This window comes from Pseudomonas shiyinii (assembly GCF_056725765.1).
Genome location: NZ_CM161522.1, coordinates 2,668,264 through 2,694,109 on the forward strand (window position 1 = coordinate 2,668,264; position 25,846 = coordinate 2,694,109).

A 25,846-nucleotide genomic window follows, 5' to 3' on the forward strand; every position below is an offset into this window, starting at 1 on the left:
GGCAGTCCTTTGGGGACAGAACGGAGCAGACCGGCCTCTTGCACCCAGGCCCGCAAAACCCGAAGCTTCGATCATCCTGTACTCCGGACATCCCTATGGAACTGCACATCCGCCTGCAAGGCCGCAAAGGCCTGGCCGACCAGCTCTACCAACAGTTACGGGCCGGCATCGACAGCGGCCACCTGGCCGCCGGCACCCAGTTGCCGCCCACCCGCCTGCTCGCCGAACAACTGGGCGTGTCACGCAAGACCGTGGCCGAAGCCTATTCGCGCCTGACCTACGACAACCTGCTCAGCGGCGTGGTCGGCCGCGGTACCTTCATCACCCCGCGCAAGCCGTTGCAGGCCAGCGACGCCCAGCCCATCCCCCTGGCTGCCGCCGATACGCTGCAACGCTGGCAGCAGCGCGCCACGGTGCTGGCCGGGCAGGCCCAGGAGGCGCCCTCGCGCCATGACTTCGTCGGCGGCGCTTCGAGCAAGGCGCAGTTTCCCTTCGACCAATGGCGCAGTTGCCTGCAATACGCCCTGCGGCGCAGCCAACGTCACCCCCAGCGGCACTTCCCCGCCCAGGGTCTGCCGGAACTGCGCGAAGCCATCGCCCACCACATCGCCTTCGCCCGCGGTGTGCACTGCAGTGCAGCGGATGTACTGGTGTGCAACGGCGCCCAACAGGCCCTGGACCTGATCGCCCGGGTGCTGATCGAACCGGGCTGCCAGGTGGCCATGGAAGACCCCGGCTACCCCCCGGCGCGCCAGCTGTTCCTGGCCTTGGGCGCGCACGTGCAAGCGGTGCCGGTGGACGATGAAGGCATGTGCGTGGAACAGATCGCCGATGGCACGCGGCTGATCTACGTGACGCCCTCGCACCAGTTCCCTTTGGGCATGCCCATGAGCGAGCGGCGCCGCACCGCCTTGCTGGCCCGCGCGGCCGGGCTTGGGGCCCTGATCATCGAAGACGACTACGACTGTGAATTCCGCTACCAGGGGCCTGCCAGCGATGCCTTGCAGCGGCTCGACCGACACGGCCTGGTGGCCTATGTCGGAACCTTCTCCAAGACCTTGCTACCGGAGCTGCGCCTGGGCTATGCCGTGCTGCCGCCAAGCGTGTTGCGAGCGGCCTGTGCAGCCAAGCACCTGACCGACTGGCACAGCCCGCCGCTGCAGCAATGGGCATTGGCGCGTTTCATCAGCGAGGGGCACCTGAATAAACACATCCGCCGCTGCCATGAGGTGTACAGCGCCCGTCGCGAACGGATCCTGGCACGCCTGGGCAGCGACCTCGCGCCCTGGCTGACCGCGGTGCCGGCCAACGCAGGCTTTCACCTCAGTGCGCTGGCAAGGCCCGGGATAGATGTGGAACTGCTGGTAACCCTGGCGCGCAAGGTCGAAGTGGGTCTCTATTCACTGGCCCCGTTCTTCAGCGAAGCCCCGGTGCGCCCGGGGCTGCTGTTCGGCTTCGGGGCCATCGAACTGCTGGACATCGACCCGGCGCTGGACCGGGTCCGCGATACCTTGCAGGGCCTCAGCTGACCGTCGCCTGCACCGTTTGCCCAGGGCGGGCAATGGCGCTGGCATAGCCCCGTGGGACGAAGCGCACAGTCACCAGCAGCATCGCTACCACAGTGATGGCCAGTAATGTCCAGGAGGCCTGGAAGTCCCCGGTCACATCACGCAGCCAACCGGTGATGTACGGCACGACACCGGTGATGATGAAACCGATGCCCTGGACGAACGCAGCCAGGCTGCCCGCTTGCGCGGGGTCCTTCTTCAGGTGCTCGAGGGTCAAGGTCAGGCTCAGGCTGAAGCACGCTCCCAGGCCAAGGCCGATCATCGCCACCCAGACGCCCATGGCCAGGGTCGGTGCCAGCAGCAGGCCAAGGAAGCCCAGCAACTGGATCGACAACGCCAGCCACAGGCCTGGCCGACGGTCCGCCAGGCTGCGCAGCAACAGCGGCAGGCCCAAGGCGCCGGTGACCTGAAAGATGGTCATCAGGCCCACCAGCTCACCACCGCCTTGGGCGGTGCCGCCATGCTCGATATGGTAGGCCGGCAACCAGGCCACCATGCTGGTGTAGCCACCGTTGATCAGGCCGAAGTAGCTGGCCAGTAGCCAGGCCCGACGGTTGCCAAACCAATGCCCACCGCCGCCGCCGGCCAGCTTCGGCGTGTTGTGCCGTGGCCTGAGCACCAGCCAGGCCAGCACCGCCAGCACAGCGGGCAGTGCCCAGACGCCCAGGCCGGCCTGCCAGCGGCCGCTGGCCTCGCTGATCGAAGGCCCGAGCACCGCGGCCAGGCCGCCTCCGCTCATCAAGGCCGCCGAATACAAGCCCATGGTGGTCGCCAAGCGCGTGGGGAACCAACGGTTGACCAGGCCCGGCATCATGCCCTGGACGACAGCCACCCCCAGCCCGGCCAACACCGCACTGGCGATCAGCGCCCAGGCGCTGTCGAGCTGCAGGCGCCACAGGCACGCCAGGGCGATCGCCGCCAGCCCCATGAGCATGCCGCCATGCTCGCTCAGCCAGCGGCGCAACCAGGGTTGCAGCAAGGGGATCAGGCCCATGCACAGCACCGGCAGCGCTGTCAGCAGGGCAGCTTGCTGGTAGCCAAGGCCGGTACTGGCGCGCATGGGTTCCAGCAGCGGGCCGATACTGGTGAGGATCGGCCGCAGGTTCAGTGCCAACAGCAGCACCAACAACAGGTTCAGTGCGCCTCTCATGCCTGGTGCGCCTGCTTCCATTGAAGGTACAGGTCGGTCTCGCCGGCAGGCTTGAGCGGCTTCAGGGGCAGGCTCTGCTGCTGAGGCGGGCGCGCCATCTGTGCGTATACGGCCGCCGTGGACAGGCCATAGGGCTCGCCTTCGTCGTTGTCATAGGCGAACCAGGCCCGTTCGATGCCGCATAGGTGCATGGCGGCCAGGCACATCGGGCACGGATGGCCGCTGGCATAGATCTCGGCGCCCTCCAGGCGGGGTTGCCCCAAGGCCTGGGCAGCCTTGCGGATCGCCTGCATTTCGGCGTGGGTGGTCGGGTCCTGGGTGCTGTGGATCTCATTGACGGCACGGGCCAGCACCTTGCCTTGGTACACCAGCACGGCACCGAACGGGCGCCCGCCGGCCTGGATGTTGGCGCGGGCCAGGTCGAGGGCTTCGCGCATGAAACGTTCATCGGACATCGTTGGACTCTCCGGGTGCAAGACCCGGTCATTATCCCGCCTTGGCCAGGCGCGCCAAAATGAAGAGATTGGATGCAGGTCAGTGGCCACCTGAATGGATCGATTGGTCCCCTGGCAAAACCGAAGATTGGCTATCGGGCGATCCATCGCCACGGCGCTAAGGTATGTCCCAGTGGGAGCGGGCGCGTCCCGCGATCGGTTGCACCGCGGCCGAGAACACTATCCATCCTCACACCGGAGTCCACCATGCACGACCGTATCGAATGGGCCAAGCACGCCCCGCAAGCCTACAAAGCCATGATCGGCCTGGAGCAGGCCCTGGCCAACAGCGGCCTGGAAAACTCGCTGCTCGAACTGATCCGTCTGCGCGCCTCGCAGATCAACGGCTGCGCCTATTGCATCAACATGCATGCCAACGATGCGCGCAAGGCCGGGGAAACCGAAGCCCGCCTGCAGACCCTTTGCGCCTGGCGCGAGACCCAGTACTTCACCCCACGCGAACGCGCCGCCCTGGCCTGGGTGGAAAGCCTCACCCGCCTCCCCGAGCGGGGCGCGCCACAGGCGGAGTACGAAGCCCTGCAGGCGCACTTCGAACCGGCAGAGGTAGCCAACCTGACCCTGGCCATCGCCACCATCAATGCCTGGAACCGTTTCGGCGTGGGCTTTGCCATGGTGCCGGCCTGACGGACCGAGCGGGCTCAATCGCGGGACAAGCCCGCTCCTACCATTGAATGCAGCGCTACCCGGAGCGGCCTTGCGCCGCGAAGGGCCGCCTAGCGGCCCCAACCCACTAGCGCCCGGCCAATCGCGCCCGATAGCTGCCCGGGCTGTACCCGGTCCACTTCTTGAAGGCTCGATGAAAGGCGCTGGGCTCCTGGAAGCCGGCCTGCTCGGCGATCTCGGCGATGCTCAGTACCCCTTCGCGCAAGCGCTCGAAGGCCATGGCCCGGCGCACCTCGTCCTTGATCTGCTGGTATGAGCGCCCTTCCCGCTCCAGCTGGCGGCGGAACGTGCTGGCACTGATGCCTTGCTGCTCGGCCATGGCCTGCAGGGTCGGCCACTGGCCGTAGCGCCGGGCACGCAGGTGGCGATAGACCACCGCCGCCAGGCCGTTCTGGTTGCGAAAGCGGATCACCAGCCCTTGGGGGGCGCTGCGCAGGAAGGTTTTCAGGGCGGCCAGGTCTTGCACCACCGGCAGGCGCAAGTAGGCGCTGTCGAACTCCACCTCGGTACGCCCGCTGCCCAGACGCAGGTCAGGCCCCCATAGCAGGCTGTCGTCCTCCTGGGCCGGGCGGGCCACCGCGAGTTCGGTACGGTCGATGGCGATGCGCCGCCCGGCGAGCCAGCAAAGCAAGCCGACCACCAGCACCAGGAAGGTCTCCTCGGCGTACACCCGGGTCAGCGGGTCGGCGATGGTCGACTGCACGCTGATCACCACCCGGCCACCTCGCACCGAGAACCCGCCGCGCAGGTCACGCATGAACAAGGCGAAATTGCCCAGACACTGGCGCAGGGCCTTTTCCAGGGTGGGCTCCTGGATCAGGCCACGGCAGATCAGCGCGAAGCTGCCGATGGGCATGCCATGGCTGTCCAGGTGGAAGAACTCGTCGTCCAGCACATGGATCAGCTCCAGCCACAGCTGAGCGAAGGCCTTGGCCGGCACCCGTGCCTGGGGCTGGGCGAGCACTGCCGGGTCGATGCCCACCGCGCGCAGGTAGGCATCGCGCTCGTCGGGGCGCTCGCGCAGGCTGTGCAGCATGGCGTTGAGAAAGTACACCGCGACCGAATCGCTATCGCGCATGGCTGGTTTTCACTGTCTATGCTGGGTGGCAAAAAATGCCAGGTTTACTGAACAGATCCGGCATAGGCCGGGCCCAGGCGTTTGCCTAGACTCGACCCATTCCGGGAACGCCGGCCATTCTCGCAGAGCCTGTGCCGGTCCCGCCATGCCTTTGCAATCGGAGCCTTCCATGAGCAACGCAGAGATCTACGTCGTAAGCGCAGTCCGTTCGGCCATCGGTGGTTTCGGTGGGTCACTCAAGGACCTGCCGCTGGCAGACTTGGCCAGCGCCATCAGCCGCGCCGCCATCGAGCGTTCGGGGGTGGCCGCCACCGACATTGGCCATGTGGTGATGGGGACCGTCATCCCCACCGAGCCCCGCGATGCCTACCTCAGCCGTGTCGCCTCGATGAATGCCGGCGTGCCCAAGGAAACCCCGGCCTTCAACGTCAACCGCCTGTGCGGCTCGGGCCTGCAGGCCATCGTCTCGGCGGCGCAGACCCTGCTGCTGGGGGATACCGACGTGGCCCTGGCCGCTGGCGCCGAGTCCATGAGCCGTGGCCCCTACCTGCTGCCGCAAGCCCGCTGGGGCGCACGCATGGGCGACCTGCAAGGCATCGACTATACCGTGGGCGTGTTGCAGGACCCCTTCGAGCACTTCCATATGGGCATCACCGCCGAGAACGTCGCGGCCAAGCACGGCATCACCCGGGAGATGCAGGATGAGCTGGCCCTGACCAGCCAGCGCCGCGCCGCCCGCGCCATTGCCGAAGGCCGTTTCACCAGCCAGATCGTCCCTATCGAGCTGAAAACCCGCAAAGGCAGCGTGCAGTTCAGCACCGACGAGCACGTGCGCGCCGAGGTGACCGCCGAGCAACTGGCCGGCATGAAGCCGGTGTTCAAGAAGGACGGCAGCGTCACCGCCGGTAATGCCAGCGGTATCAACGACGGTGCAGCCGGCCTGGTCCTGGCCAGCGGTGACGCCGTGCGTCGCCTGGGCCTCAAGCCCCTGGCGCGGCTGGTGGCCTACGCCCACGCTGGCGTCGAGCCGGAGCTGATGGGCCTGGGCCCGATCCCGGCCACGCGTAAGGTGCTGGAAAAGGCCGGCCTGGCCATTCATGACCTGGACGTGATCGAGTCCAACGAAGCCTTCGCCGCCCAGGCCTGTGCCGTGGCCCGCGCGCTGGATTTCGACCCGGAGAAGGTCAACCCGAACGGCTCGGGCATCTCCCTCGGCCACCCGGTCGGTGCCACCGGTGCGATCATCGCCACCAAGGCCATCCATGAACTGCACCGCACCCAGGGCCGCTATGCCCTGGCCACCATGTGCATCGGCGGCGGCCAAGGCATCGCCGTGGTCTTCGAGCGCGTTTGAGGAGTCTGGACGTGAGCATTCAACAGATTGCCGTGATCGGCGCTGGCACCATGGGTAACGGCATCGCCCAGGTCTGTGCCGTGGCGGGCTACCAGGTGCTGCTGATCGATGTGTCCGAGGCGGCGCTGGAGCGCGGCGTGGCGACCCTGGGCAAGAACCTGGAACGCCAGGTCAACAAAGGTACCCTGGACGCCGACAAGGCCCAGGCGGCCAGGACGCGCATCCGCACCAGCACCGACTACGCCGAGCTGGTCAGCGCGCAGTTGGTGATCGAGGCCGCCACCGAGAACCTCGAGCTCAAGCAACGCATCCTCAAGCAGGTCGCCGCCCATGTGGCCGATGATTGCCTGATCGCCACCAATACCTCGTCGCTGTCGGTCACTGCCCTTGCCGCCAGCATCGAGCACCCGGAGCGCTTCATCGGCGTACACTTCTTCAACCCGGTGCCAATGATGGCCCTGGTGGAGATCATCCGCGGCTTGCAGACCAGCGACGGCACCTATGCCCAGGCGCTGGTGGTGACCGAAAAACTGGGCAAGACACCCATCACCGCCGGCAACCGCCCAGGCTTCGTGGTCAACCGCATCCTGGTGCCGATGATCAACGAGGCGATCTTCGTGCGCCAGGAAGGCCTGGCCAGCGCCGAGGACATCGACACCGGCATGCGCCTGGGCTGCAACCAGCCGATCGGCCCGCTGGCCCTGGCCGACCTGATCGGCCTGGATACCTTGCTGGCGATCATGGAGGCCTTCCACGAGGGTTTCAACGACAGCAAGTACCGTCCTGCCCCGCTGCTCAAGGAGATGGTCGCCGCCGGCTACCTGGGGCGTAAAAGCGGTCGCGGTTTCTTCACCTACTGATCGGGAGCGAGCGCCATGCCAGTCAATGCCGCCCTGCACTGTGCGAATTTCGAAGAACGCCGCGACAAAGCCATGGCCCTCTTCGCGGAGAAGGGCTTTGGGCAGGTCAGCATGCGCGAGCTGGCGGCGCATGTCGGCCTGACCCCAGGTTCGCTGTATCACCACTTCCCCAGCAAGCAGGACCTGTTGTACGACTTGATCGAGGAGCTCTATGAAGAGCTGCAGGCAACCCTCGATCAAGGCCGGAGGGCGCTCGCGCGCGGCCAGGCAGTGCTGCCTTGCCTGGTTGCCGCACATTGGCAACTGCATCAGGAGCGCCCCCTGCAGTTCCGCCTGGCCGAACGGGATTTCTGCTGCCTGAGCGAAGACCAGCAGGCCCGTCTGGCCAATGTACGGGCGCGCTACGAGAAAGGCCTGCTGCACCTGATCGCGCCACAGGCCCGGCTGCAAGGCCAGGCCTTGGCCGCCACCGGGCATGTGGTGGCCACCTTGCTGAAACAACTGCCAGGGCTTTTGCGTGAGCGCGGGCTAGACGACGCTCAGGCCCAGGGCTTGATGGAAAGCTTATTGGTAGGGGGCCTGGGACGGGCCTTGGGATAACTCGGAACGCCCCTCTTACATTCCATGGTGTACTGGCAGACGCCACCCAGGCGTCACCCGCGCCATCGCGGCCGTGGTCAACGAAAGCTGACGGTTGAGCCGCCATTGATCGACCCTGTTCTGCAACGCTTCGAACTGCTCAGCAGGTGCGTTGTTCTTGCTCAACGCCTGTTCCTCCTTGCGAAATCCGGTCGGTAATTTCAGCTTGGAGCCATAAGCATGCTGAAGGTACTTCGTCCAAAACGGTTGTTCGACCATCCACAATGCGAGGGTATCTTCGCTCTGATCGGCCAGGATCCTCGTACGGGCATCATTTATCGCCTTGTCTATTCCCTCCAGCTCCTCGATGGTATTTTCGAAACGCATCTGACTCTGTTCACCAGGCAAGTCCAAGTCTGTGAACAATCGCCCACGGAAGAGCAGTACGACCTCAACCTCCTCCTTGAAAAGGTCCTCCTCCCGCGCCTCCTGCGGATTCGGCTCATTCCGGACAGCGCCCTCCCCTGGCCCCTCTCCTGCGACCGACTCAGCCCCCTCCCGCCCCGCTGCTGCAGCCAACCGAGCCTCTTCCCGAGTGGCCTTCATTTTCTCATTCAGCGCTCTGATAAATTGCCTCGCATGGCCATCCACCGCACTTTGTCGCCATAGTTGAGCGCCTAGACGCAGCAACCCTGCTTCGGGGTCCGTCTCGTACTCGCCGTTTTCCGCCGCCCAGGCCAGTACCCAGGTTTCAAGATCGCTGAAGCGCAGGATGGCATTGTCACCGCAGGTGCGTATCTCCGAAGCCAGGAATAGATTCGTCCGCAGCACTTCGTTTTCTTCCATGGTTTCGAGCAGATAGAAGATGCGATAGGCCAGATTACGAGCGGCGATGTCGCTTGCAAACTCTCTAGACAGGGTCAAACGCCCAAGCAAATCGATGAAGTCCGACGACTCTGGATAGCTAGCGATCATTTGCCAGAGCCGTGTCATCTCATCCCGATCGTCAGCATCGATCCGGTCCAGCCACTGCAACCGAGCCGGAAGGGTGCCATCCTCTGGTTTGTACCAAGGTGAAACTTCCATCGTCGACAGGCCCAGAGATTCGCTGTCGAAACGCACCCGCCCCAGGCGCCAGAGCCTCGACTCGGTAAAGTGCTCAGGCAGGGTCCTCAGATTGTTGCCGAGCATGTCCAACTCATTCAGCTGCGGGTGCGTCTCCACGCCAAGAGGCATTCTATGCAGATGAGCGTTACGCAACACCAACGTCGTCAATCTTGGCAGGTGCGTGAGCGAAAACGGGAGGTCTAGCGGGTTACGCGAAAGATTGAGATACACCAATGCTTTGCACGTATCGATTAATCCGACCTGCTCGGCATCCAGGCGGATGTCGTTATCCGACAGGTCGATAATCCGCATACGTTCGCGAACGTCAGTCAACAACGGGAACCGCTTGAGCTTGCAGTGAGTGATTTCCAGTGTGACCAGGTTCGGGAAAGCCCGCACGAACCCATCGGGGATTGTCGTCAGTTTCATGGCGCGTAAATCGATTGCCGTGACATGCGAGAACTCGATCGGGTCGGGCAACTCCGGCAATCGGGTCACATCCTGCCCCCTGAGGGAAAACCGATATCGTGTTTTTTCCTCCACGGATTTAGCCCGCTCGGGTATCAGCAGCCGCCAGCAGCGAATCAGTTCCTTGCGTGTGTGATACCGTGAGCGCCCTTCCAATTGAAGGATGCCTTTTCGCTGCCAGGTCGTGAGGGTGGATCGGAGTAACTCGTACTGTATTTCCAATTCATTGAGCTCATGCTCCACGCCCAGAGCCGTCTGGTCCATGGAGTCTAGCCATTGGGCGATTTCGGTGTCGCTGTAACTGGGATACAAGTATCGAAGCTTGGCCACTACAGACCTTGAGCTGCCAAAGCCAAACAGCCGCCGGCCTCCGCTCAAGGGGTAGCCGATCCGGCCATCGTCCAGCCGCAGCGGGACCAGAAACGACGGAGTGGGCTGTTCTCGCCCCATCAGTCCGGCCAGCTCCTTACGACGGGAAGCCACATGTTCGGCCAACGCCCGGCGAAGCTGTTGGGCGAACGGCTCACCAATGTTCATCGCCCTTCGCTGCGCCTCGGTGAACGCGTCAGCCAACACCTCGAACAACTCGCCGGGCTGATCAAGCCCATTGTCACGCTCATCACGTAGTAAGAATATGCCGTCTTGGTGACTGAGGTAGATCGTCTCACTTGCCGGGTCTGCAGGGCGAGATAGCAGCAGGTTGTTTTCATCGAACAGCATCCAATGCCGGCCCTGAGGCGCGCCCGGTAGTGTATCGATAAGTTTGACGACGCCACGGGCAAAGTCGAGTGTTTGCGGAGTATCGATGAACAGGCCTTCGAAAACCCGTGCCACTCGGATACGCAATGCCCGTTGTCGAGCGGCCTGGGCCAGGGACAAGGGCACGCGCCCGGTTTCGGCGAGCAATTGGCGGTCACCATCGCTTGCCTCGCTCAACAATTGCTCGGCAGCGAGCCGATGCAGGCTGGGAAAATCTCGGCGCAACGCCTGCACCGAAGCATCCTCGGTTGCGTTGCTCTTGTCGTAGAGGCTCTGTAGCAAAAACCGTCGCTGGTCCCAGACCAACTCGGCCAGGGCCTCGTCTTTCAGCCCTGTAGCCCCTCGCAGGGCCCATGCTTCCTGAAGCAGCGCCTCGTCCGTCACAGTCCCGCCTGTCTGCAAGCGTTCCCTGAGTTCTACGATGCGATTGGCCAGCACGAAGCGGTTCACCGTATCGGTCAGCTCTGCCTCGGGCGCATTGGCAAAGACATGCACAGCCCGCAGGTGGTCTTCCTCGAGGCCGTGGGCCAGCAGGGCCTGCTCAATCTGTTTATCGCTCAGGCTTCCATACACGACGCCAAGCCTGCGAAACATGCGCTCGGTACCTCGCCACTCCGCGGGCCGTTCGCTCCACAGCCGCCAGGCGCCGGCCCCATTGTGTTCGAGCAGTGGAGCATGATTTTCGTAAGGTACCAGGTACCAATCTTCGCTTTCTTCCGTTTGGTACACCGGATAGTAATACCCCTCCATTTCGACCCAGGATTGCTCGCCCAGGCGGTAGACCCCGCGTTGATCGGCAATCGCCTGCGCAGGTGGCGGTTCGCTGACGTACGGCGCCAAGTCCTGGTTCCAGAGTTTCTCGCTGCCATCTTCGAGCATCGCCGGTACTAGACCATCCACGATGATGCTGCGCGTCCACAGCGTCCGCGCCGCCGCGATCCCGGCAGTCGTAGCAGCCAGCAGGGCTATGTCCTTACCTACGTTCACCAGATGGTCCAGGGCCGCGTTGGTGTCCCCCTCCCGCCAGTCCTTGACCGACTGGAACACCTCGCTGAGCAGTTCCCAGGCCATCACCGCCAGCAAGGCCGCACCGACGGCCGGGATGAACAGCCCTGCAAGCGCCAACAGTGCCATCCCCTGCGCATGCCGGCGCTCGCTCTTGGCCAATGCAGTATCACCGTCGATCCTCGCGACGGGTGTGGCGAATACTGTCGCATCGTCCTTGATTTGCTGGATGCGCATCGTCGCCAGGTGCTCGAACAAGGGCGTCGGGTAGACCTTCATGTGCTGGTCCAGCTCTCGCGTGGCCCAGTCGGTCACATCGCCCACCCGCTGTTTGACACTGGCAAAGAATGTAGGGCGGTCGCGCTGGGGGACGAAACGCTCGAAGAACTGCCGGTAGTTCTCATCACGCAGGCGCTTGCCCAAGACCTTCCTGGCGAAGCTTTCCAGGTCCTGGGCGACGCACCAGGCACCTTGTCGATCCCCTGGGATATAAACCAGCACCCGCTTGCTGCTGTTGAGCAGCAGGCTTTCGTCGATCACGTCCAACACCACGATCTGCTCTAGGTGACAGTTGAATGCCTTGAGCTGCTTGGCGACCACCGATGCGCCTTCGAGCCGCCCCAGCTTGCCGTCGGTATACAGACCGATGATCAGTTCGAGCTCGGCGTCCCTGAGCACACCTTCGGCGTGAGCCTTGAAGGCATCCACCAACAGGTTCGAGCGATATTGCATCTTCAGCAAAGCTTTGCAGTCCTGGGCCTCCTGCTGCTCTTTGGCCTCGAGTACCGCTTCAAGGTGGCTCTGGTACTGCCCTCCCAGGTCCAGTTCCCGGCAAAACCCTGCAAACTCCAATACCGAGGGGGTCTCGACAGTGACACCAGGTCCATTGACCAGCGTGTTACGCGCATGCTGCCCGCCTTCGGCAGCCTGGGCCTTGCTGAAGTTGGACATTGCCGCGCTGAGCAGTGACACGTCGAAATAATCGCTCGCAGGCGTCGGGTAGTGGCTGGTGTAGTAACTGTGCTCAGGGCTCGTGTAGGTATACCACTGGCGCAGGAAGTGCTGTTTTGCATCCAGACCAGTGTCGAACTTCTCTTGCAGCGCAGTGTTCAAGCGCGTGATGCAGAAGCTGTCGAGGCTTTCGATCTTGCTCCAGCACTTGGCCAATCGCTGACGGCTTTGCAGCCCTTCGGCCAGCGCATCCCTCAATAGCGTGAAATCAGAAGTCCGGACCTTGCCCATCCAGCCGGGCAGGCGCTTGGCGATCATTTGATCCTGGAACTGCTGCGCAATGGCCATCATGTCCATGGCCGTCGATTGCGCGTTGACACTGACGTTACCCATACCGCGAACCCCCACCGATAAATGAAGCGGTGAGGCTAGAGAGGACGGTCCAGGCACACGCGTTAAATAGTTACGCCTGGCGAGCCAGCGACTACAGGCTCACACCCAACGCCTGACGCAATTGATCGGCACGTCCATCGTCGGCGGCGCCGACCAAGGCAAAGTTGTAAGCGCCATGGGACCAATAGCGCGCTTCGAGCTGCCCCTCCGTCCGCTGCCCGCTGGGCATGCGTGCAAACCGTTCGCTGGGCGAGCGCAGGAACAGGCTGACCCGCTCCCCCTTATCGTCCTGGAATACCAACAAGGCCGCCGGGCCCTGTTCGTTGCTCAGCAGCCGTGCCCCGACCGGCCGGAACCCATATGCGGCAAGATCCGGCAACTGCCCCACGTGGTCGAAATGGTGTTCGAGCCAAGCCTGCAGGTGCTGCGGGTCACCGGCCTGGACATCCAGTGTGGCCGCCCCTGCAAACAGACGATGGGCCTGCACGGCGTCCGCCATCGGCAGGGTATCGGCCACCAGCATCGCTTCACGGGCTTGCCAGCCACCGAACCCACCCACGCCCAGCGCCAGAAGCAGCAGCGTAGCCGATGCCCACTGCCGCTGGCGACGCCGACGCAAACGCCGTCTCAACTGGCCCAGGTCCAAGTCGGTAGCAGTGCTGTTCTGCTCGAAGCCGGCCAGGGCCGCGCGCAGGCGCCGGGCGTCGTTGCGCCACGCGTCCACCCGCGCCGACTCTTGTGGATTGGCTGCCAGCCAGGCCTGAACCTGGGCTCTGCGCACCGGGTCGAGCCGGTCATCGACGTAGGCATGCAGCTCATGTTCGGTGGGAATCAACAGGGTCATTTCAGTCTCCGCAAAGCCGGGGGCGTGGGCTGACCCTCGGTCAGATCGCGCAGGGCGGCACGGGCACGCGACAGACGCGACATGACCGTACCGATGGGGATGCCCAAGGCTTGGGCGGCCTCCTTGTAGCTCAACCCTTCGACACTCACCAGCAACAGCAGCGCACGCTGTTCGGTGGACAGTCGGGCGAAGGCCGCGAGATCGGCATGGGCCAGGACGATGCGCTCGGTTTCGCCACCCACCGCGTCCTCCTGGCCACGCCCGAACCAGGCCAGCCAGCGGGCATGCAGGCGCTCGCGGCGCTTGCCGTCGAGAAACAGGCGATAAAGGATGGTGAACAGCCAGGCGCGCAGGCTGTCGGCGTCACGCTGCTGCCCGCTGCGGCGCAGGGCGCGCTCGACGGTGGCCTGGACCAGATCGTCGGCGCTGCCCGACTCACGGCACAGCCACAACGCGAAGCGGCGCAGCCGTTGCAGCAGTTCGCGCCACTGTTGTTCATCCAGGTCATGCATGGTCAGGTCCCGGGCCTTTGGGGGTCAGTCTAAAGGGGCAGACGCGCCCGCACGACATTTATTCCCACGGCGGGAATAAATCTCCGGCCAGCCCGTCGTACCGGCTCATTCACTGCGTGGAACCTGACCATGACCACTCCTCTGCACGGCCCGGCCAAGGCCTTGCGCCTGACGGCCATCGGCGCGGCCCTGCTGGCCCTGGGCGCCGGCTTCGCCTACGCCGCCGGCTGGATCGGCGCCCCGGCGCTGACGCCTCAGCGCATCATCGATACCTTCGAAGCCCAGGCCGGCCATTACCCGGGCTATCGCAAGAACCACGCCAAAGGCCTGTGCGTGAGCGGCTATTTCCAGAGCAGTGGGCTGGCCGAGCCGCTGTCCAGCGCGAGGGTGTTCAGCCAGTCCCGGGTGCCGGTCATTGGCCGCTTTGCCATCGGTGGCGCCAACCCGTTCGCCCCGGACACCAGCATCCCGGTACGCAGCCTGGCCCTGCAGTTCAGCACCGATGACGGACACATCTGGCGGACCGGCATGAACAACCCGCCAGTGCTCGCGATCGGCACGCCGCAAGCGTTCTACGAACAGGTCCTGGCCATGGCGCCGGATCCGGCCACTGGCAAACCGAATCCGGCAAAGTTGCAAGCCTTCTTCGCTGCGCATCCGGAGAGTGCGGCCTTTCGTCAGTGGGCCGCCAGCTACAAACCCAGCGACAGCTTCGCCAGCACCCAGTATCACAGCATCAATGCCTTCGTGCTCAGGGACGGCGGCGACAAAGCCCATCCGGTGCGCTGGCAGCTGGAGCCCCAGACCCCCTTCGCCCCGCTGCCAGCGCAGATCGACGACAAGCAGTTCCTGCAACACGATCTGCAACAGCGCCTGAGCCAGGGCCCGCTGCGCTGGAGCCTGATCCTGGTACTCGCCGAGCCGGGCGACCCGCAGGACGACGCCTCGCGCCCCTGGCCCGCCGAACGACGCCGCGTCGATGCTGGCACCCTGGTCATCGAACAGGTCGACGCGCCCGAGCAAGGCGCCTGCCGCGACATCAACTTCGACCCGCTGATCCTGCCCCCGGGCATCACGCCTTCCGCCGACCCGATCCTGGCGGCCCGCTCGGCCGCGTATTCGGAGTCCTTCAATCGCCGCAGCCGCGAGTCCCTCGATACCGGAGCCCGTCCATGACCGTCACTGTCTTCCATCCCCTCGCCCGGCTGGTGCACTGGCTGATGGCCGTGCTGATCCTGGCAATGCTGTTCATCGGCGTGAGCATGGTCGGCGACCTGTCGCCCCGCCATCCACTGATGGTCGAGCTGCACAAGGCCACGGGCCTGGCCTTGCTGATGCTGGTGGTGTTGCGCATCGCCCTGCGCCTGGTGCTGCCCCATCCCCCCTTGCCACGTGACCTGCCAGCGATCCAGCGCCTGGCCGCCGGTGCCTCGCACCTGCTGCTGTATGCCCTGATGCTGGCCATGCCGCTGCTGGGCTGGGCCATGCTGTCGGCCGGTGACTACCCGCGCCCGCTGCAACTGCCGGCCATCGCCCCGCATAACCTGCAACTGTACGCAGCGCTGCGTCAGGCCCACGGCTGGGCCGGCTACCTGCTGTTCGCCACCATCCTCGTGCACCTGGGAGCGGCCTTGATGCATGCCTGGGTGCGCCGGGACGGCGTATTGCGTAGCATGTGGCCTGGCCCTGTGCGCCGCGGCGAATGAGCGTTGCGGGGCAAACTGGGCATCGACCTCCAACCGACTGGACTGCCCATGACCGTTGCAAAGGACCCTGCTGCTCCAACGCCTCCTGCGACCCTGGACCTGCGCCCACTGCTGCTGATCAGCGGTGCGTGCACCCTGTCGATGATGGCCTTCGTGTCGTTGATCGGCCCGATCGCCCGCCAGCTGGGCATGGCCACCTGGCAGGCCGGCGCTGCGGTCACCGTTGCGGGCGTGGTCTGGGTAATGTTGGCCCAGCCCTGGGGGCGCGCCGCCGACCGCTACGGGCGCAGGCGCATCCTGCTGCTGGGCAGCGCGGGGTTCACGCTTTCCTATTGGTCGCTGTGCCTTTTCATCGACGGCGCGCTGCGCTGGATGCCGGGGGCGACCCTGGCATTCGTCGGCCTGATGCTCACCCGCGGCCTGATCGGCGCCTTCTATGCTGCCTTGCCGGTCAGCGCCAATGCCCTGATCGCCGACCATGTCGAGCCGCAACGCCGGGTGCGCGCCATGGCTTCGCTGGGTGCTGCCAATGCCGTGGGGCTGGTGCTGGGCCCGGCACTGGCGGCGCTGCTGGCGCGCCACAGTTTGAGCATGCCCTTCTATGTGATGTCGCTGCTGCCAGCGGGCGCCTTCCTCGTGCTGCTGTTCAAGCTCAAGCCGCCACCCTTGGCGCACAGCCATGGGCCTAGCCCGGTACGGCTGGGTGACCGACGCCTGCGCCGCCCCTTGTTGGTCGCCTTCAGCGCCATGCTCAGCGTGACGGTGTCGCAGATCACCGTCGGCTTCTTCGCACTCGATCGCCTGCAACTGGGCCCGGCCGATGCCGCCCAGGCTGCCGGCATCGCCCTGACCATGGTCGGCGTGGCGCTGATACTGGTGCAAGTGCTGCTGCGGCGTTTGGAGTGGCCGCCGCTGAAGATGATCCGCATCGGTGCCAGCGTCTCGGCCCTGGGCTTCGCCTGTGCCGCACTGGCCGCCAGCGCACCCTGGCTGTGGGCTTCGTTCTTCGTCGCGGCTGGTGGCATGGGCTTTGTCTTCCCCGCCTTCTCGGCCTTGGCGGCCAATGCCATGCATGCCTCGGAACAAGGCGCGACCGCCGGTTCCGTTGGCGCCGCCCAGGGCATGGGCGCGGTGATCGGGCCGCTGGCCGGCACCTTGGTCTATGCCCTGGACCCACGTCTGCCCTTCCTGGCGGTGGGCATGCTGTTACTGGTGATCGGCGTGTGGCCAACGCCCACCGACCAACGCCACTGACAAGCACAGCGCGTTGCCGCCCAGAGTGTGCTTTAATGCGTCGCCCATTATTTTTGACACCTCTCTATCTAACAAGGCGGCTATGGACACGGGGACACGACTCAAACTGGTGCGTGAACGCAACAACCTCTCCCAACGGGAACTGGCCCGCCGCAGTGGCCTGACCAACTCGACGATTTCGCAGATCGAACAGAACCGTGTCAGTCCTTCGGTCAGTTCCCTGAAAAAGCTGCTCGAAGGGATCCCCATGTCCCTGGCCGAGTTCTTCAGTTTCGACGAGCCCGTGCGCGAAGAGCGCTACGTGTTCCGTGCCGGCGAACAACCGGACCTCGGCCGCAACGGCCTGCGCATGCTGCTGGTCGGTGCCAGCGTCGAAGGTCGTCAGATGCGCATGCTGCGCGAGCTCTATGCCCCGGGCGCCGACTCCGGCGAGCCGATCGTGCACTCCGAAGGTGAAGAATGCGGCCTGGTCACCCGCGGTACCGTGGAATTATGGGTCGATGGGCATGTGAGCATTCTCAATTCCGGCGACGGGTACTACATCCCCACCACCTTGCCGCACAGTTTCAAGAACATCGGCCCCGACGAAGCCGAGATCATCAGCGCCAACACCCCGGCCAACTTCTGATCGGTGCCTGGGGCTGCTGCGCAGCCCATCGCAGGCTCCGCCAGCTCCCACCAAGCAAGCGGAGCCTGGGCCGTATTGGCACGGCTGGGAAAACCAACCGAAGGCAATTTGAGCTTGTCCAGCACCATAGAATCCCCCACAGGTAGGGCGGTGTCTCTGAAAACAGCGCAGGACAGGTGGGAGCCGGCTTGCCGGCGATAGGCGTGCAGCGCCCCGCGTCCTTAACTGACAGGCAGCCCTCCAGGTTCCACGAAGCCGCCTCAGCCCAACGTCACCTCGACGAACACGTCCTGTCGTGCTGTCATGGCGGCCTCGGGTTGAGACGATCATGAATAAACGAACGCTATGTTATGGTGGCGGTTTTTATCGTTAGGGCCTTGCATGAAGCACGCTAGTCTCCTGTTCGGCCTCCTGCTCGCTCTTCCTGTATTCGCGCAAACCACCTGCCCGCCCGGCCAATACGAGGTGTGCCTGATGGGCTGCTTTTGCGCGCCGATCGACCCCGGCCAGGCGGGCCAGATCCTCAAGGACATGGAAACCATGGCCTCCGGCAGCCTGGCCTTTGCCTTGCGCCAGGCCCGCGACGAGGCGACCGCAGCCGGCACCCAGCCGATCCCCCTGCACATCCGCGCCCAGCTCGAGCCCTGGTACGACTTCGCCGTGCTCGATGCGGCGCGTTATCGCGTGGGCAACGAACAGCAGATGAGCGCGGCCAATGCGGTGTTGCAAAACCCGGACGTGAACGCGGTGACCTTGATCGACACGATCATCTTCCGCCATGCGCGGGATGCCGAGGACAATGTCGCGCTCTGGGCCCATGAACTCAAGCACGTACAGCAGTACCAGGAACTGGGTGTCGAGGAATTCGCCCGACGGTATACGCGCAACTACGATGACCTCGAGGCGCCGGCCTACAAGATCGAAGCGCAGGTGGCCAAGGCGTTGCGGCAGAACAGCGCCGGGCGAGCCCGATAGTGGAATCACGAGCAGCGTAACTCAATGACTCTGGTTGCGCGGTTTGATCGTACGTCCTGTGCCATCGAAGACTTTGTAACTCGCTAACTGTCTCTTCGGCTTGTCCATGAACGGTCCCTTCTTACCAAAGAATCTCGAATAAATAGATTTCTTTTCCGTCGGCAATGTAGTGCTGGAATGAAGAGGGCTGATATTCTCCTTTTTCATGTATTCAGGTGCATTGACGAAAATGGTCTTCAGGTAGCCTCGGACCTGGTATTTCCCCAATGTTTTTGCAACTTCAAGAGCGGCACCGGTACGTCCCGCACGGCATGCCAACAGAATGAACTCCTTGCCCTCTTCATAACCAATACCCTCCAGCCAGGGCTTGATATCCTTTTCTGCAACTTCACGTGCCGGCCGATACTCCCCCTGGGCATTCATCAAGCTTCCATCGTCGCCACCATGCGTCGCGAACGCCGCGAGCCCCGTCCCCAGAAAATCTGCGTAGAACACCACGTCATGACTACCTTTTTCCTGCTCCCAGAGGGTGATGGCATTGTTGTCGATCCTGCCTGCCCGCGTCGGTGGGGATGCGGCCGCTCCTTCCTGTAGGTTCAATTGCACAAAAATGGCCTTTAACCCCTCTTCGGTGAAAGCGGGCACCGAAACAGGTTCCGCTTGCTCGGCCGGGTCAGCTCTCCGGGCCAGATAGCCGGTGGCGGGCGTCCAAGTTTTTGTCGACGGGTTGGCATGCTCTTCTACCAAGCCCTGTTTATCCACCAATGTCGTAGGATTGTTGCTTATCATTCTGAACAGATTCAGCCCGTCCACCGTACCGGCCGGATCCGCGCTCAACCAGCGCCCCGCCCAAGGCTGGTAATAGCGATAGCCGTAGTAATACAGCCCTGTGGCATCACGCTCTTTGCCTGAATAACGCACGGTCTTGTAGCTCGCTTCGATTTCATTACGCGCCACCCATACCGCCGTGCCGCCAAAGGGGTAGTACTCTTCCTGGCTGATCAGGTTGCCGGCACCATCGACTTCCAGCGCACTGCTGCCCAGCAAATTGTCGTAGCTGTAGCGCAGTTGGTCGTTCGGTAGGTCGTCGGGCTTTCCTGCCGCCCAGTGCAGTACCCGCACTTGCGCACGACCGGCCTGCCCGACCGTCATCACCTGCAGCTTTTGCGTGAGTGTGTCGCCGTTGGTGTGGGTACGCAGCTCCAGCCCCGGCAGGTAGATCACCCGCTGGGCCTGGGTGCTTTTAGCCGTTTGCTGGGTGCTGGCTTTCAGCACGCGCTGGCTATGGCTGTCATAGCGGTAGCTTTCACGGTCGTCCGTAGCACCTTCGCGCTTCACCGACACGACCTGCTCGAGTTCGGCTCTCGAAGTCCAGGCCAAGGGTTGCCCCGGCAACAGCACGGCCTGCTGGCCGCCTGGGGTGAACAGCGCCTCGACCGCCGACGGCTCCTGGGCCAGCGTGCTCAGCACAGCCCGGTTGCTGCGGTCGCTGACGGTGAGGTCGGTGGTGTAGCTGTTGTTGCTGGCAGGGGCGCTGTGGCGGATCTGCAGCAGGTTGCCTGCGGTGTCGTAGCGGTACGTGCGGGTGTACGGGGTGTAAGTGGCGCTGTCGATGGGAGTGACGTGCGGGAGGTGGCGGCGTGGTTGGCCGGCGTTGGCCATTTCGCGACCCGTGGCACTGGCCAGTTGGTAGAGGCTGTCGTAGCGGTAGGTGTTTTCCGGCACCACTTTCTGGTTGCGCCAGAACCGGGTGGCCTCGGCGTCGTTGCGGATCTTCAGCACGTTACCCACCGGGTCGTAGGCATAGCGCAGGTCCTGCAGCACCTTCGCGCCAGTGCCCTGGCGCTCGGTCTTGATGGATGACAGGCGCTGGGTGTCGGGCTCGTAGGTGTAGGTGGTCACCACACCGTTGCCATGCACCTCGCGCAGTTTCTGCCCGGCGGCGGAGTAGCTCAGGGACTGGACGATGACCTGCTCGGCCTTGCCCGCGATCGTCAGCCAGCTGCCACTGAGCTGGCCGGCCACGTCGTAGGCCACCCGTTGCAGGTTGCCTGCGGCATCCAGGGTCGTCAGCATCGCGCCCGTGGCGTCTGCCGTGGTCTGGGCCGTATAGGCCTCGGGGGCCAGTCGGGTGTCCCATTCCGCCGCCTCTTCGCCCTGCCAGTCGGCGACGATATCCGGATGGTCGGCATCCTTGAGCAGTTGCCGGGTCGTTGAGATCGGCACACCCGTCAGGGCAACGCTGTTCGCCTGCACCAGACCCGCCGGGTCGTAATGGTGGGTCACCTGCCCGAGCAGATTATGGTCCCGTGCCTGTTGCGTAACCTGTGCCCAGACGAACCGCTCGGCAATCCGCACCTCGCTGTCGGCCACCTGCTCCGTCACGCTCAGCGGTCGGCCGGCCAGCGCTCGGGCTTCGTACTGCCAGGTCCGCGTGATCGCCCTGCTTTTATCCGCTCCGCCGGCCTCATCGATACCGACCTCCTTCACAGCCATGACAGGACGGCCAGCGGCATCGGCCAGAAACAGCGAAATACCCGCATCGACACTGCGCGTGCGCAATGCGGTACCGGCAAGATCCGTCCAGTAAGTGAAATTCGCCAATCCACGGGCATGCAGTCGTGGGTCAGCGCTCTGAACAAAGAAACTGCGCGCATCGTGTTGATGATGGGTGAGGCGCCTGTCCGTCGTTCTCGGTGAGTCGGGATGGCGGTGAAACTCGATATCTCGAACGGTCAAGCCGCGGTTATCGAAGACCTTGACCGTAGGCGTGCAACTGAAAAGCGATGTATCCATGAGGTTCTCCAGGACTGAATGCCAATCCTCGATCATCGCCCACACCCGTACTGCACACGTACAGGCACTCCTGATAGGAGGCCACCCAAGCATTGTGCAAGGCTTGGCTATAGACACCGCAAAGAGAGAAGACACCTGAGGCAGCGTTGTGTTCCAGAACCAGCCCGCACTGCAGGACCCACGCATGCCGGCGATGAGAAGCTATTGGCCCAGGCACAGCGCCATGAACCGCGCCGCCGCCCGCGAAGGTGTCGCGGCATGGGGCATCAGGATCGAGAAATGGCGTGTCAGGGGCTGCGGCGCAATGCCCAGGCGGTGCAGGGCATTGTCTTCATGACGGATCGACATTGCAGACACAAAGCCGATACCCATCCCTGCCCTGACCGCCTCCTTCACCCCCTCCACCCCGGCGATCTCCAGCGCCACGCGCATCGCCACGCCCTCGCGGGCGAAGGCGCGCTCCACCAATTGCCGCACACCCGAACCGATTTCGCGCAGCACCACTGGGTAAGCCCCCAGCACGTCGAGCGGTTGCGTCTGGCCAGCGCTCGCCAAGGGGTGGTTGCTCGGGACGATGGCGACGATCTCATCTTCGCGCCAGGCCGTGACTTCGGTGCCCAACGCCAGCTCCTGGCCAGGGGGGCCTTCGATCAGGGCAATGTCGAGGGTTTCCAGCGCCGCAACGATTTCCGAGGTGTTGCCATTGGTGGTGGTGACCACCACATCCGGGTAGCGCCCATGGAAGTCCGCGAGCAGGTATGGCAGCAGGTAGCTGGCCGGCGTGGTGCTCGCACCAATGCGCAACGTGCCGCGCTCAAGGCCGCGCATGGCATCACGCAGGGCCTGGGCCTGGCGGAAGGTGTCGCGCAGGCGCTCGGCATGCCCAAGCAACTGTTCACCAGCTGCGGTCAGGCGTACGCCACGGCCCGCGCGTTGGTACAACGGCTCGCCGAAGGCTTCCTGCAACAGCTTGAGCTGGCCCGAGACGGCCGGCTGGGACAAATGCAGTGCGTTCGCGGCATGGCTGATGTTGCCGTGTTCGGCAACCGTGGCGAATGTTATCAGTTGTTCAGGGGTCATTTCGCAAAAATATCAGCTAAACGGATACTTTGCATCTCAAAGTACGATTTTTTATAAGCTTATAACTGAATTAACGTAGACCTTATCTCGTCACCGTTCGGAGGTCCTACCATGACCACGGCCCCTGCCACCCCGGCCCTTGAGCCCACCCACTCCACCCGTGGGCGGCTCAATGGCATCCTGTTCGTTGCGCTGTTCGCCTTCGCGGTCACCCAGCTGGCAGCCTTGCCCGCCATCGCCGGGCTGGGCATCAGCCCACTCATTGTCGGTATCGTCACGGGTGCCGTGTATGGCAATGCCTTGCGCCACGGCCTGCCGGCGAGCTGGGCGGCCGGCGTGAACTTTTCCGCGCGCAACCTGCTGCGCCTGGCGGTGGCCTTCTTCGGCCTGCGCGTCAGCCTGCAGGAAATCGTCCAGGTGGGCTGGTCGGGGCTCACCGTCTCGTTGTTGGTGGTCGTCAGCACGCTGCTGGTCGGCCTGTGGGTCGGCATGGGGGTGATGAAGCTGGACCGCGACACCGCCCTGCTCACAGCCGCCGGCAGCGCGATCTGCGGCGCGGCGGCAGTGCTGGCGTTCGAGTCGGCGCTGCGCTCGCAACCGCACAAGGCCGCCATGGCCGTGGGCAGCGTGGTGCTGTTCGGTACGCTGTCGATGTTCCTCTATCCGCTGATGGTGAGCGCCGGCTGGGTACCGCTCGACACCCTGGGCGTGGGCCTGTTCTTCGGCGGCACCCTGCATGAGGTGGCCCAGGTCGTAGGTGCAGCTAGCAACGTGAGCCCGCAAGCTACCCATATCGCCACCATCGTCAAGATGACCCGGGTCCTGCTGCTGGTACCGGTGCTGCTGGTGGTCGGCGTGTGGATCAGCCGCTCGCGCAAACCAGGCCAGGCCCAGGGTGGCGGTCGTATCGCAGTGCCCTGGTTCGCCTTCGGTTTCCTGCTGCTGGTGCTGGTCAACTCGTTGCAGGTACTGCCTGCGCCGCTGGTCACCTCGATCAACAGCCTGGACACCTTCGCCCTGACCATGGCCATGACCGCCCTGGGCATGGAAACCCGCTTCAGCCAGATCCGCCAGGCAGGCCCGCGCGCCTTGCTCACCGGGGCGCTGCTGAACCTCTGGCTGGTCGGCGGCGGCCTGGCGATCACCCTGGGTGTGCAACGTCTGCTTGGCTAGGCTTTTTCGGTGCCCCCCTCGTTGCCGCGCACATTTGTCGGTATGGTGGTGTCCAAGTAGGAGTTTTACACGCACAGGAAAGACTTAGATGCCCCAACGCAATGTCATCAACGCATCCGTCAGCCCCAAAGGCAGCCTGGAGACGCTGTCGCAACGTGAAGTCCAGCAACTGAGCGAAGTCGGTACCGGCAGTCTGTACACCCTGTTCCGCCAGTGCGCCCTGGCCATTCTCAACACCGGCGCCCATGTCGACAATGCCAAGACCATCCTCGAGGCCTACCAGGACTTCGAGGTACGCATCCACCAGCAAGACCGTGGCGTGCGCCTGGAGCTGCTCAACGCCCCCGCCGACGCCTTCGTCGATGGCGAGATGATCGCCAGCACCCGCGAGATGCTCTTCAGCGCCCTGCGCGACATCGTCTACACAGAAAGCGAGCTGGCCAGCCAGCGTATCGACCTGGAGAGTTCCCAGGGCATCACCGACTATGTCTTCCACCTGCTGCGCAACGCCCGCACCCTGCGCCCAGGCGTCGAGCCGAAGATGGTGGTGTGCTGGGGTGGCCACTCGATCAGCAGCGAGGAATACCAGTACACCAAGAAGGTCGGCCACGAGCTGGGCCTGCGCAAGCTGGACGTCTGCACCGGTTGCGGCCCGGGCGTGATGAAAGGCCCGATGAAGGGTGCGACCATCGCCCACGCCAAGCAGCGCATGCATGGTAGCCGCTACCTGGGCCTGACCGAGCCGGGCATCATCGCCGCCGAGGCGCCCAACCCGATCGTCAACGAACTGGTGATCCTGCCGGACATCGAGAAGCGCCTGGAGGCCTTCGTGCGGGTCGGCCACGGCATCATCATCTTCCCCGGCGGCGCGGGTACCGCCGAGGAATTCCTGTACCTGCTGGGTATCCTCATGCACCCAGACAACCAGGACCTGCCCTTCCCGGTCATCCTCACCGGCCCACGCAGCGCCGAGGCCTACCTGCAACAGCTGCACGCCTTCGTCGGCGCCACCTTGGGCGAAACAGCCCAGCGCCACTACACGATCATCATCGACGACCCGGCCGAGGTCGCCCGGCACATGGTCGAGGGGCTCACGGCGGTCAAGCAGTTCCGGCGCGAACGCAATGACGCCTTCCACTTCAACTGGCTGCTCAAGATCGAGGAAGGCTTCCAGCGCCCGTTCGACCCGACCCACGAAAACATGGCCAACCTGGACCTGCGCCGGGAGCTGCCACCCCATGAGCTGGCGGCCAACCTGCGCCGGGCGTTTTCCGGGGTGGTGGCGGGCAACGTCAAGGACAAGGGCATTCGCCTGATCGAGGAACACGGGCCGTACCAGATCCGCGGTGACAGCGCCGTGCTGGATCCGCTGGGCCGATTGCTGCAAGCGTTCGTCGACCAGCACCGGATGAAGTTGCCGGGTGGGGCGGCGTATGTGCCGTGCTATCAGGTCGTGACCTGAGGCCTTATGCCATTCATAGGGGCAGCCTGGCCTGACTGCCCTCTTGCATCGCCGGCAAGCCGGCTCCCACAGGCAAGCGCGGCTTGAGAAGGCAGCGCAGGACAGGTGGGAGCCGGCTTGCCGGCGATAGGGCGAAACCGGCAACCCTTCGGTCCCCCGCCGCAACATCCTGCAGACATTTCCTACACAAAGCAGTGAACCTGCTTCGATAAAAACGGTCTTTCGCTGACGGTCAAACCACCGACCGGTTCATCGGCCCAGTCACCGGGCCTCCTTTTGTCCTGTTTCAGCGAAGACCACCATGCCCGACTTCCGCCCAGTCTCCCCTGCCCTTGCCACCCTGTTCGCCGCCGCCCTGGTTGCCCTCGCCGGCCCCGTACATGCCGAAGAACCGGCCAGCGACGCGCGCTGGGTCAGCGACAGCCTGAGCACCTATGTGCGCAGCGGCCCGACCAACGGCCACCGCATCGTCGGCTCGGTCAAGGCCGGGCAGAAGGTCACTCTGGTCGACACCCAGGGCAACTACAGCCAGGTGCGCGGCCAGAACGGCGACCTGGTGTGGATCCTCACCAGCGACCTGCAGTCGGTACCCGGCCAGGCCGAGCGCCTGCCGGCACTGGATGCCAAGGTGGCGCAGCTGTCCGACCAGCTCAAGACCATCGACGACAGCTGGAAGAACCGCGTGCAAGGCATGCAGGAAACCCTCGACTCGCGCAAGGCGCTGATCGACGAGCTGGAAGCGCGCAACAAGTCGCTCAACGAACAGCTCGACCAGGCCCAGTCGTCCCTGCGCGATACCCAGGCACGCCTGGGTGACGAGAACAAGCAGGTGATGATGCGCTACATGGTGTACGGCGGCAGCATCGCCGGTGCCGGCCTGCTCGCCGGCCTGATCCTGCCGGCCCTGACCCGCGGGCGCAAGCGCAACGACCGCTGGTTCTAAGGTCCTCTTGCGGGCCATCCCGC

At 64.2% G+C, this 25,846-nt stretch carries 21 protein-coding genes; 13 read left to right on the plus strand and 8 right to left on the minus strand.

The features are described from left to right. Window positions 1–95: 95 nt before the first annotated feature. A complete protein-coding gene (gene pdxR, locus ACXHGZ_RS12070) occupies window positions 96–1,529 on the plus strand; it encodes a MocR-like pyridoxine biosynthesis transcription factor PdxR (protein WP_480460041.1) in 1,434 nt (477 codons plus the stop codon). Here the strand turns inward: pdxR and ACXHGZ_RS12075 are convergent. Then, complete coding sequence (locus ACXHGZ_RS12075) at window positions 1,522–2,718, minus strand: CynX/NimT family MFS transporter (protein WP_480460042.1); 1,197 nt, start codon at window positions 2,716–2,718, stop codon at window positions 1,522–1,524. The two genes, pdxR and ACXHGZ_RS12075, sit on opposite strands and share 8 nt — an antisense overlap. Then, the gene (locus ACXHGZ_RS12080; protein WP_480460043.1) at window positions 2,715–3,173 is read right to left on the minus strand and encodes a nucleoside deaminase; all 459 of its coding nucleotides are present in this window, start codon (window positions 3,171–3,173) and stop codon (window positions 2,715–2,717) included. The genes ACXHGZ_RS12075 and ACXHGZ_RS12080 overlap by 4 nt, the downstream gene beginning before the upstream one ends. A gap of 246 nt (window positions 3,174–3,419) precedes the next feature. On the opposite strand from ACXHGZ_RS12080, the gene ACXHGZ_RS12085 reads away from it, so the two are divergent. Beyond that, a complete protein-coding gene (locus ACXHGZ_RS12085) occupies window positions 3,420–3,857 on the plus strand; it encodes a carboxymuconolactone decarboxylase family protein (protein WP_480460044.1) in 438 nt (145 codons plus the stop codon). A gap of 106 nt (window positions 3,858–3,963) precedes the next feature. Here ACXHGZ_RS12085 and ACXHGZ_RS12090 read toward each other — a convergent pair whose 3' ends face one another. Continuing rightward, entirely contained in the window at window positions 3,964–4,974 is a 1,011-nt protein-coding gene (locus tag ACXHGZ_RS12090) for an AraC family transcriptional regulator (RefSeq protein WP_480460045.1), read from the minus strand. Window positions 4,975–5,143: 169 nt separating this feature from the next. Between ACXHGZ_RS12090 and ACXHGZ_RS12095 the strand changes: the two genes are divergently transcribed. Genes ACXHGZ_RS12095 through ACXHGZ_RS12105 form a run of 3 tightly spaced genes read left to right on the plus strand, consistent with a single transcriptional unit; the run spans window position 5,144 to window position 7,788 of the window. Further along, window positions 5,144–6,328: an acetyl-CoA C-acyltransferase family protein gene (locus tag ACXHGZ_RS12095; protein ID WP_480460046.1), complete on the plus strand. Its 1,185-nt coding sequence runs from the start codon at window positions 5,144–5,146 to the stop codon at window positions 6,326–6,328. 11 nt (window positions 6,329–6,339) lie between these two features. Then, entirely contained in the window at window positions 6,340–7,188 is an 849-nt protein-coding gene (locus ACXHGZ_RS12100; RefSeq protein WP_480460047.1) for a 3-hydroxybutyryl-CoA dehydrogenase, read from the plus strand. Window positions 7,189–7,203: 15 nt separating this feature from the next. Then, the gene (locus ACXHGZ_RS12105; protein ID WP_480460048.1) at window positions 7,204–7,788 is read left to right on the plus strand and encodes a TetR/AcrR family transcriptional regulator; all 585 of its coding nucleotides are present in this window, start codon (window positions 7,204–7,206) and stop codon (window positions 7,786–7,788) included. A 15-nt stretch (window positions 7,789–7,803) separates the two neighbouring features. Here ACXHGZ_RS12105 and ACXHGZ_RS12110 read toward each other — a convergent pair whose 3' ends face one another. The 3 genes from ACXHGZ_RS12110 to ACXHGZ_RS12120 all read right to left on the minus strand — a co-directional run bounded on the left by ACXHGZ_RS12110 (window position 7,804) and on the right by ACXHGZ_RS12120 (window position 13,806). Continuing rightward, the gene (locus tag ACXHGZ_RS12110; RefSeq protein WP_480460049.1) at window positions 7,804–12,450 is read right to left on the minus strand and encodes an NEL-type E3 ubiquitin ligase domain-containing protein; all 4,647 of its coding nucleotides are present in this window, start codon (window positions 12,448–12,450) and stop codon (window positions 7,804–7,806) included. 91 nt (window positions 12,451–12,541) lie between these two features. Beyond that, window positions 12,542–13,294 carry an anti-sigma factor family protein gene (locus ACXHGZ_RS12115; protein WP_480460050.1) on the minus strand — a complete coding sequence of 251 codons (753 nt, stop codon included), beginning with the start codon at window positions 13,292–13,294 and terminating at the stop codon, window positions 12,542–12,544. Next, a complete protein-coding gene (locus ACXHGZ_RS12120) occupies window positions 13,291–13,806 on the minus strand; it encodes a sigma-70 family RNA polymerase sigma factor (RefSeq protein WP_480460051.1) in 516 nt (171 codons plus the stop codon). Before ACXHGZ_RS12120 ends, ACXHGZ_RS12115 begins: the two co-directional genes overlap by 4 nt. Before the next feature lie 123 nt (window positions 13,807–13,929). On the opposite strand from ACXHGZ_RS12120, the gene ACXHGZ_RS12125 reads away from it, so the two are divergent. From ACXHGZ_RS12125 to ACXHGZ_RS12145, 5 genes are all read left to right on the plus strand, one after another. Then, window positions 13,930–14,982 carry a catalase family peroxidase gene (locus ACXHGZ_RS12125; RefSeq protein WP_480464047.1) on the plus strand — a complete coding sequence of 351 codons (1,053 nt, stop codon included), beginning with the start codon at window positions 13,930–13,932 and terminating at the stop codon, window positions 14,980–14,982. Then, window positions 14,979–15,512 carry a cytochrome b gene (locus tag ACXHGZ_RS12130; RefSeq protein ID WP_480460052.1) on the plus strand — a complete coding sequence of 178 codons (534 nt, stop codon included), beginning with the start codon at window positions 14,979–14,981 and terminating at the stop codon, window positions 15,510–15,512. The genes ACXHGZ_RS12125 and ACXHGZ_RS12130 overlap by 4 nt, the downstream gene beginning before the upstream one ends. A gap of 48 nt (window positions 15,513–15,560) precedes the next feature. Then, window positions 15,561–16,766 carry an MFS transporter gene (locus ACXHGZ_RS12135; protein ID WP_480460053.1) on the plus strand — a complete coding sequence of 402 codons (1,206 nt, stop codon included), beginning with the start codon at window positions 15,561–15,563 and terminating at the stop codon, window positions 16,764–16,766. Window positions 16,767–16,848: 82 nt separating this feature from the next. Further along, window positions 16,849–17,394, plus strand: coding sequence for a cupin domain-containing protein (locus ACXHGZ_RS12140; RefSeq protein ID WP_196143115.1), 546 nt, complete (start codon window positions 16,849–16,851; stop codon window positions 17,392–17,394). Window positions 17,395–17,775: 381 nt separating this feature from the next. Continuing rightward, the gene (locus tag ACXHGZ_RS12145; RefSeq protein ID WP_480460054.1) at window positions 17,776–18,369 is read left to right on the plus strand and encodes an eCIS core domain-containing protein; all 594 of its coding nucleotides are present in this window, start codon (window positions 17,776–17,778) and stop codon (window positions 18,367–18,369) included. 21 nt (window positions 18,370–18,390) lie between these two features. Here ACXHGZ_RS12145 and ACXHGZ_RS12150 read toward each other — a convergent pair whose 3' ends face one another. Continuing rightward, the gene (locus tag ACXHGZ_RS12150) at window positions 18,391–21,165 is read right to left on the minus strand and encodes an RHS repeat protein (protein ID WP_480460055.1); all 2,775 of its coding nucleotides are present in this window, start codon (window positions 21,163–21,165) and stop codon (window positions 18,391–18,393) included. A 201-nt stretch (window positions 21,166–21,366) separates the two neighbouring features. Then, window positions 21,367–22,245, minus strand: coding sequence for a LysR family transcriptional regulator (locus ACXHGZ_RS12155; protein WP_480460056.1), 879 nt, complete (start codon window positions 22,243–22,245; stop codon window positions 21,367–21,369). Between the two features lie 111 nt (window positions 22,246–22,356). On the opposite strand from ACXHGZ_RS12155, the gene ACXHGZ_RS12160 reads away from it, so the two are divergent. The 3 genes from ACXHGZ_RS12160 to ACXHGZ_RS12170 all read left to right on the plus strand — a co-directional run bounded on the left by ACXHGZ_RS12160 (window position 22,357) and on the right by ACXHGZ_RS12170 (window position 25,823). Continuing rightward, the gene (locus tag ACXHGZ_RS12160; protein WP_480460057.1) at window positions 22,357–23,418 is read left to right on the plus strand and encodes a YeiH family protein; all 1,062 of its coding nucleotides are present in this window, start codon (window positions 22,357–22,359) and stop codon (window positions 23,416–23,418) included. Window positions 23,419–23,506: 88 nt separating this feature from the next. After that, window positions 23,507–24,880, plus strand: a complete 1,374-nt coding sequence (gene ppnN / locus ACXHGZ_RS12165; protein ID WP_480460058.1) for a nucleotide 5'-monophosphate nucleosidase PpnN — start codon at window positions 23,507–23,509, stop codon at window positions 24,878–24,880. A 301-nt stretch (window positions 24,881–25,181) separates the two neighbouring features. Beyond that, on the plus strand, window positions 25,182–25,823 hold the full coding sequence (locus ACXHGZ_RS12170) for a TIGR04211 family SH3 domain-containing protein (protein WP_480460059.1): 642 nt from the start codon (window positions 25,182–25,184) through the stop codon (window positions 25,821–25,823). Window positions 25,824–25,846: the final 23 nt, after the last annotated feature.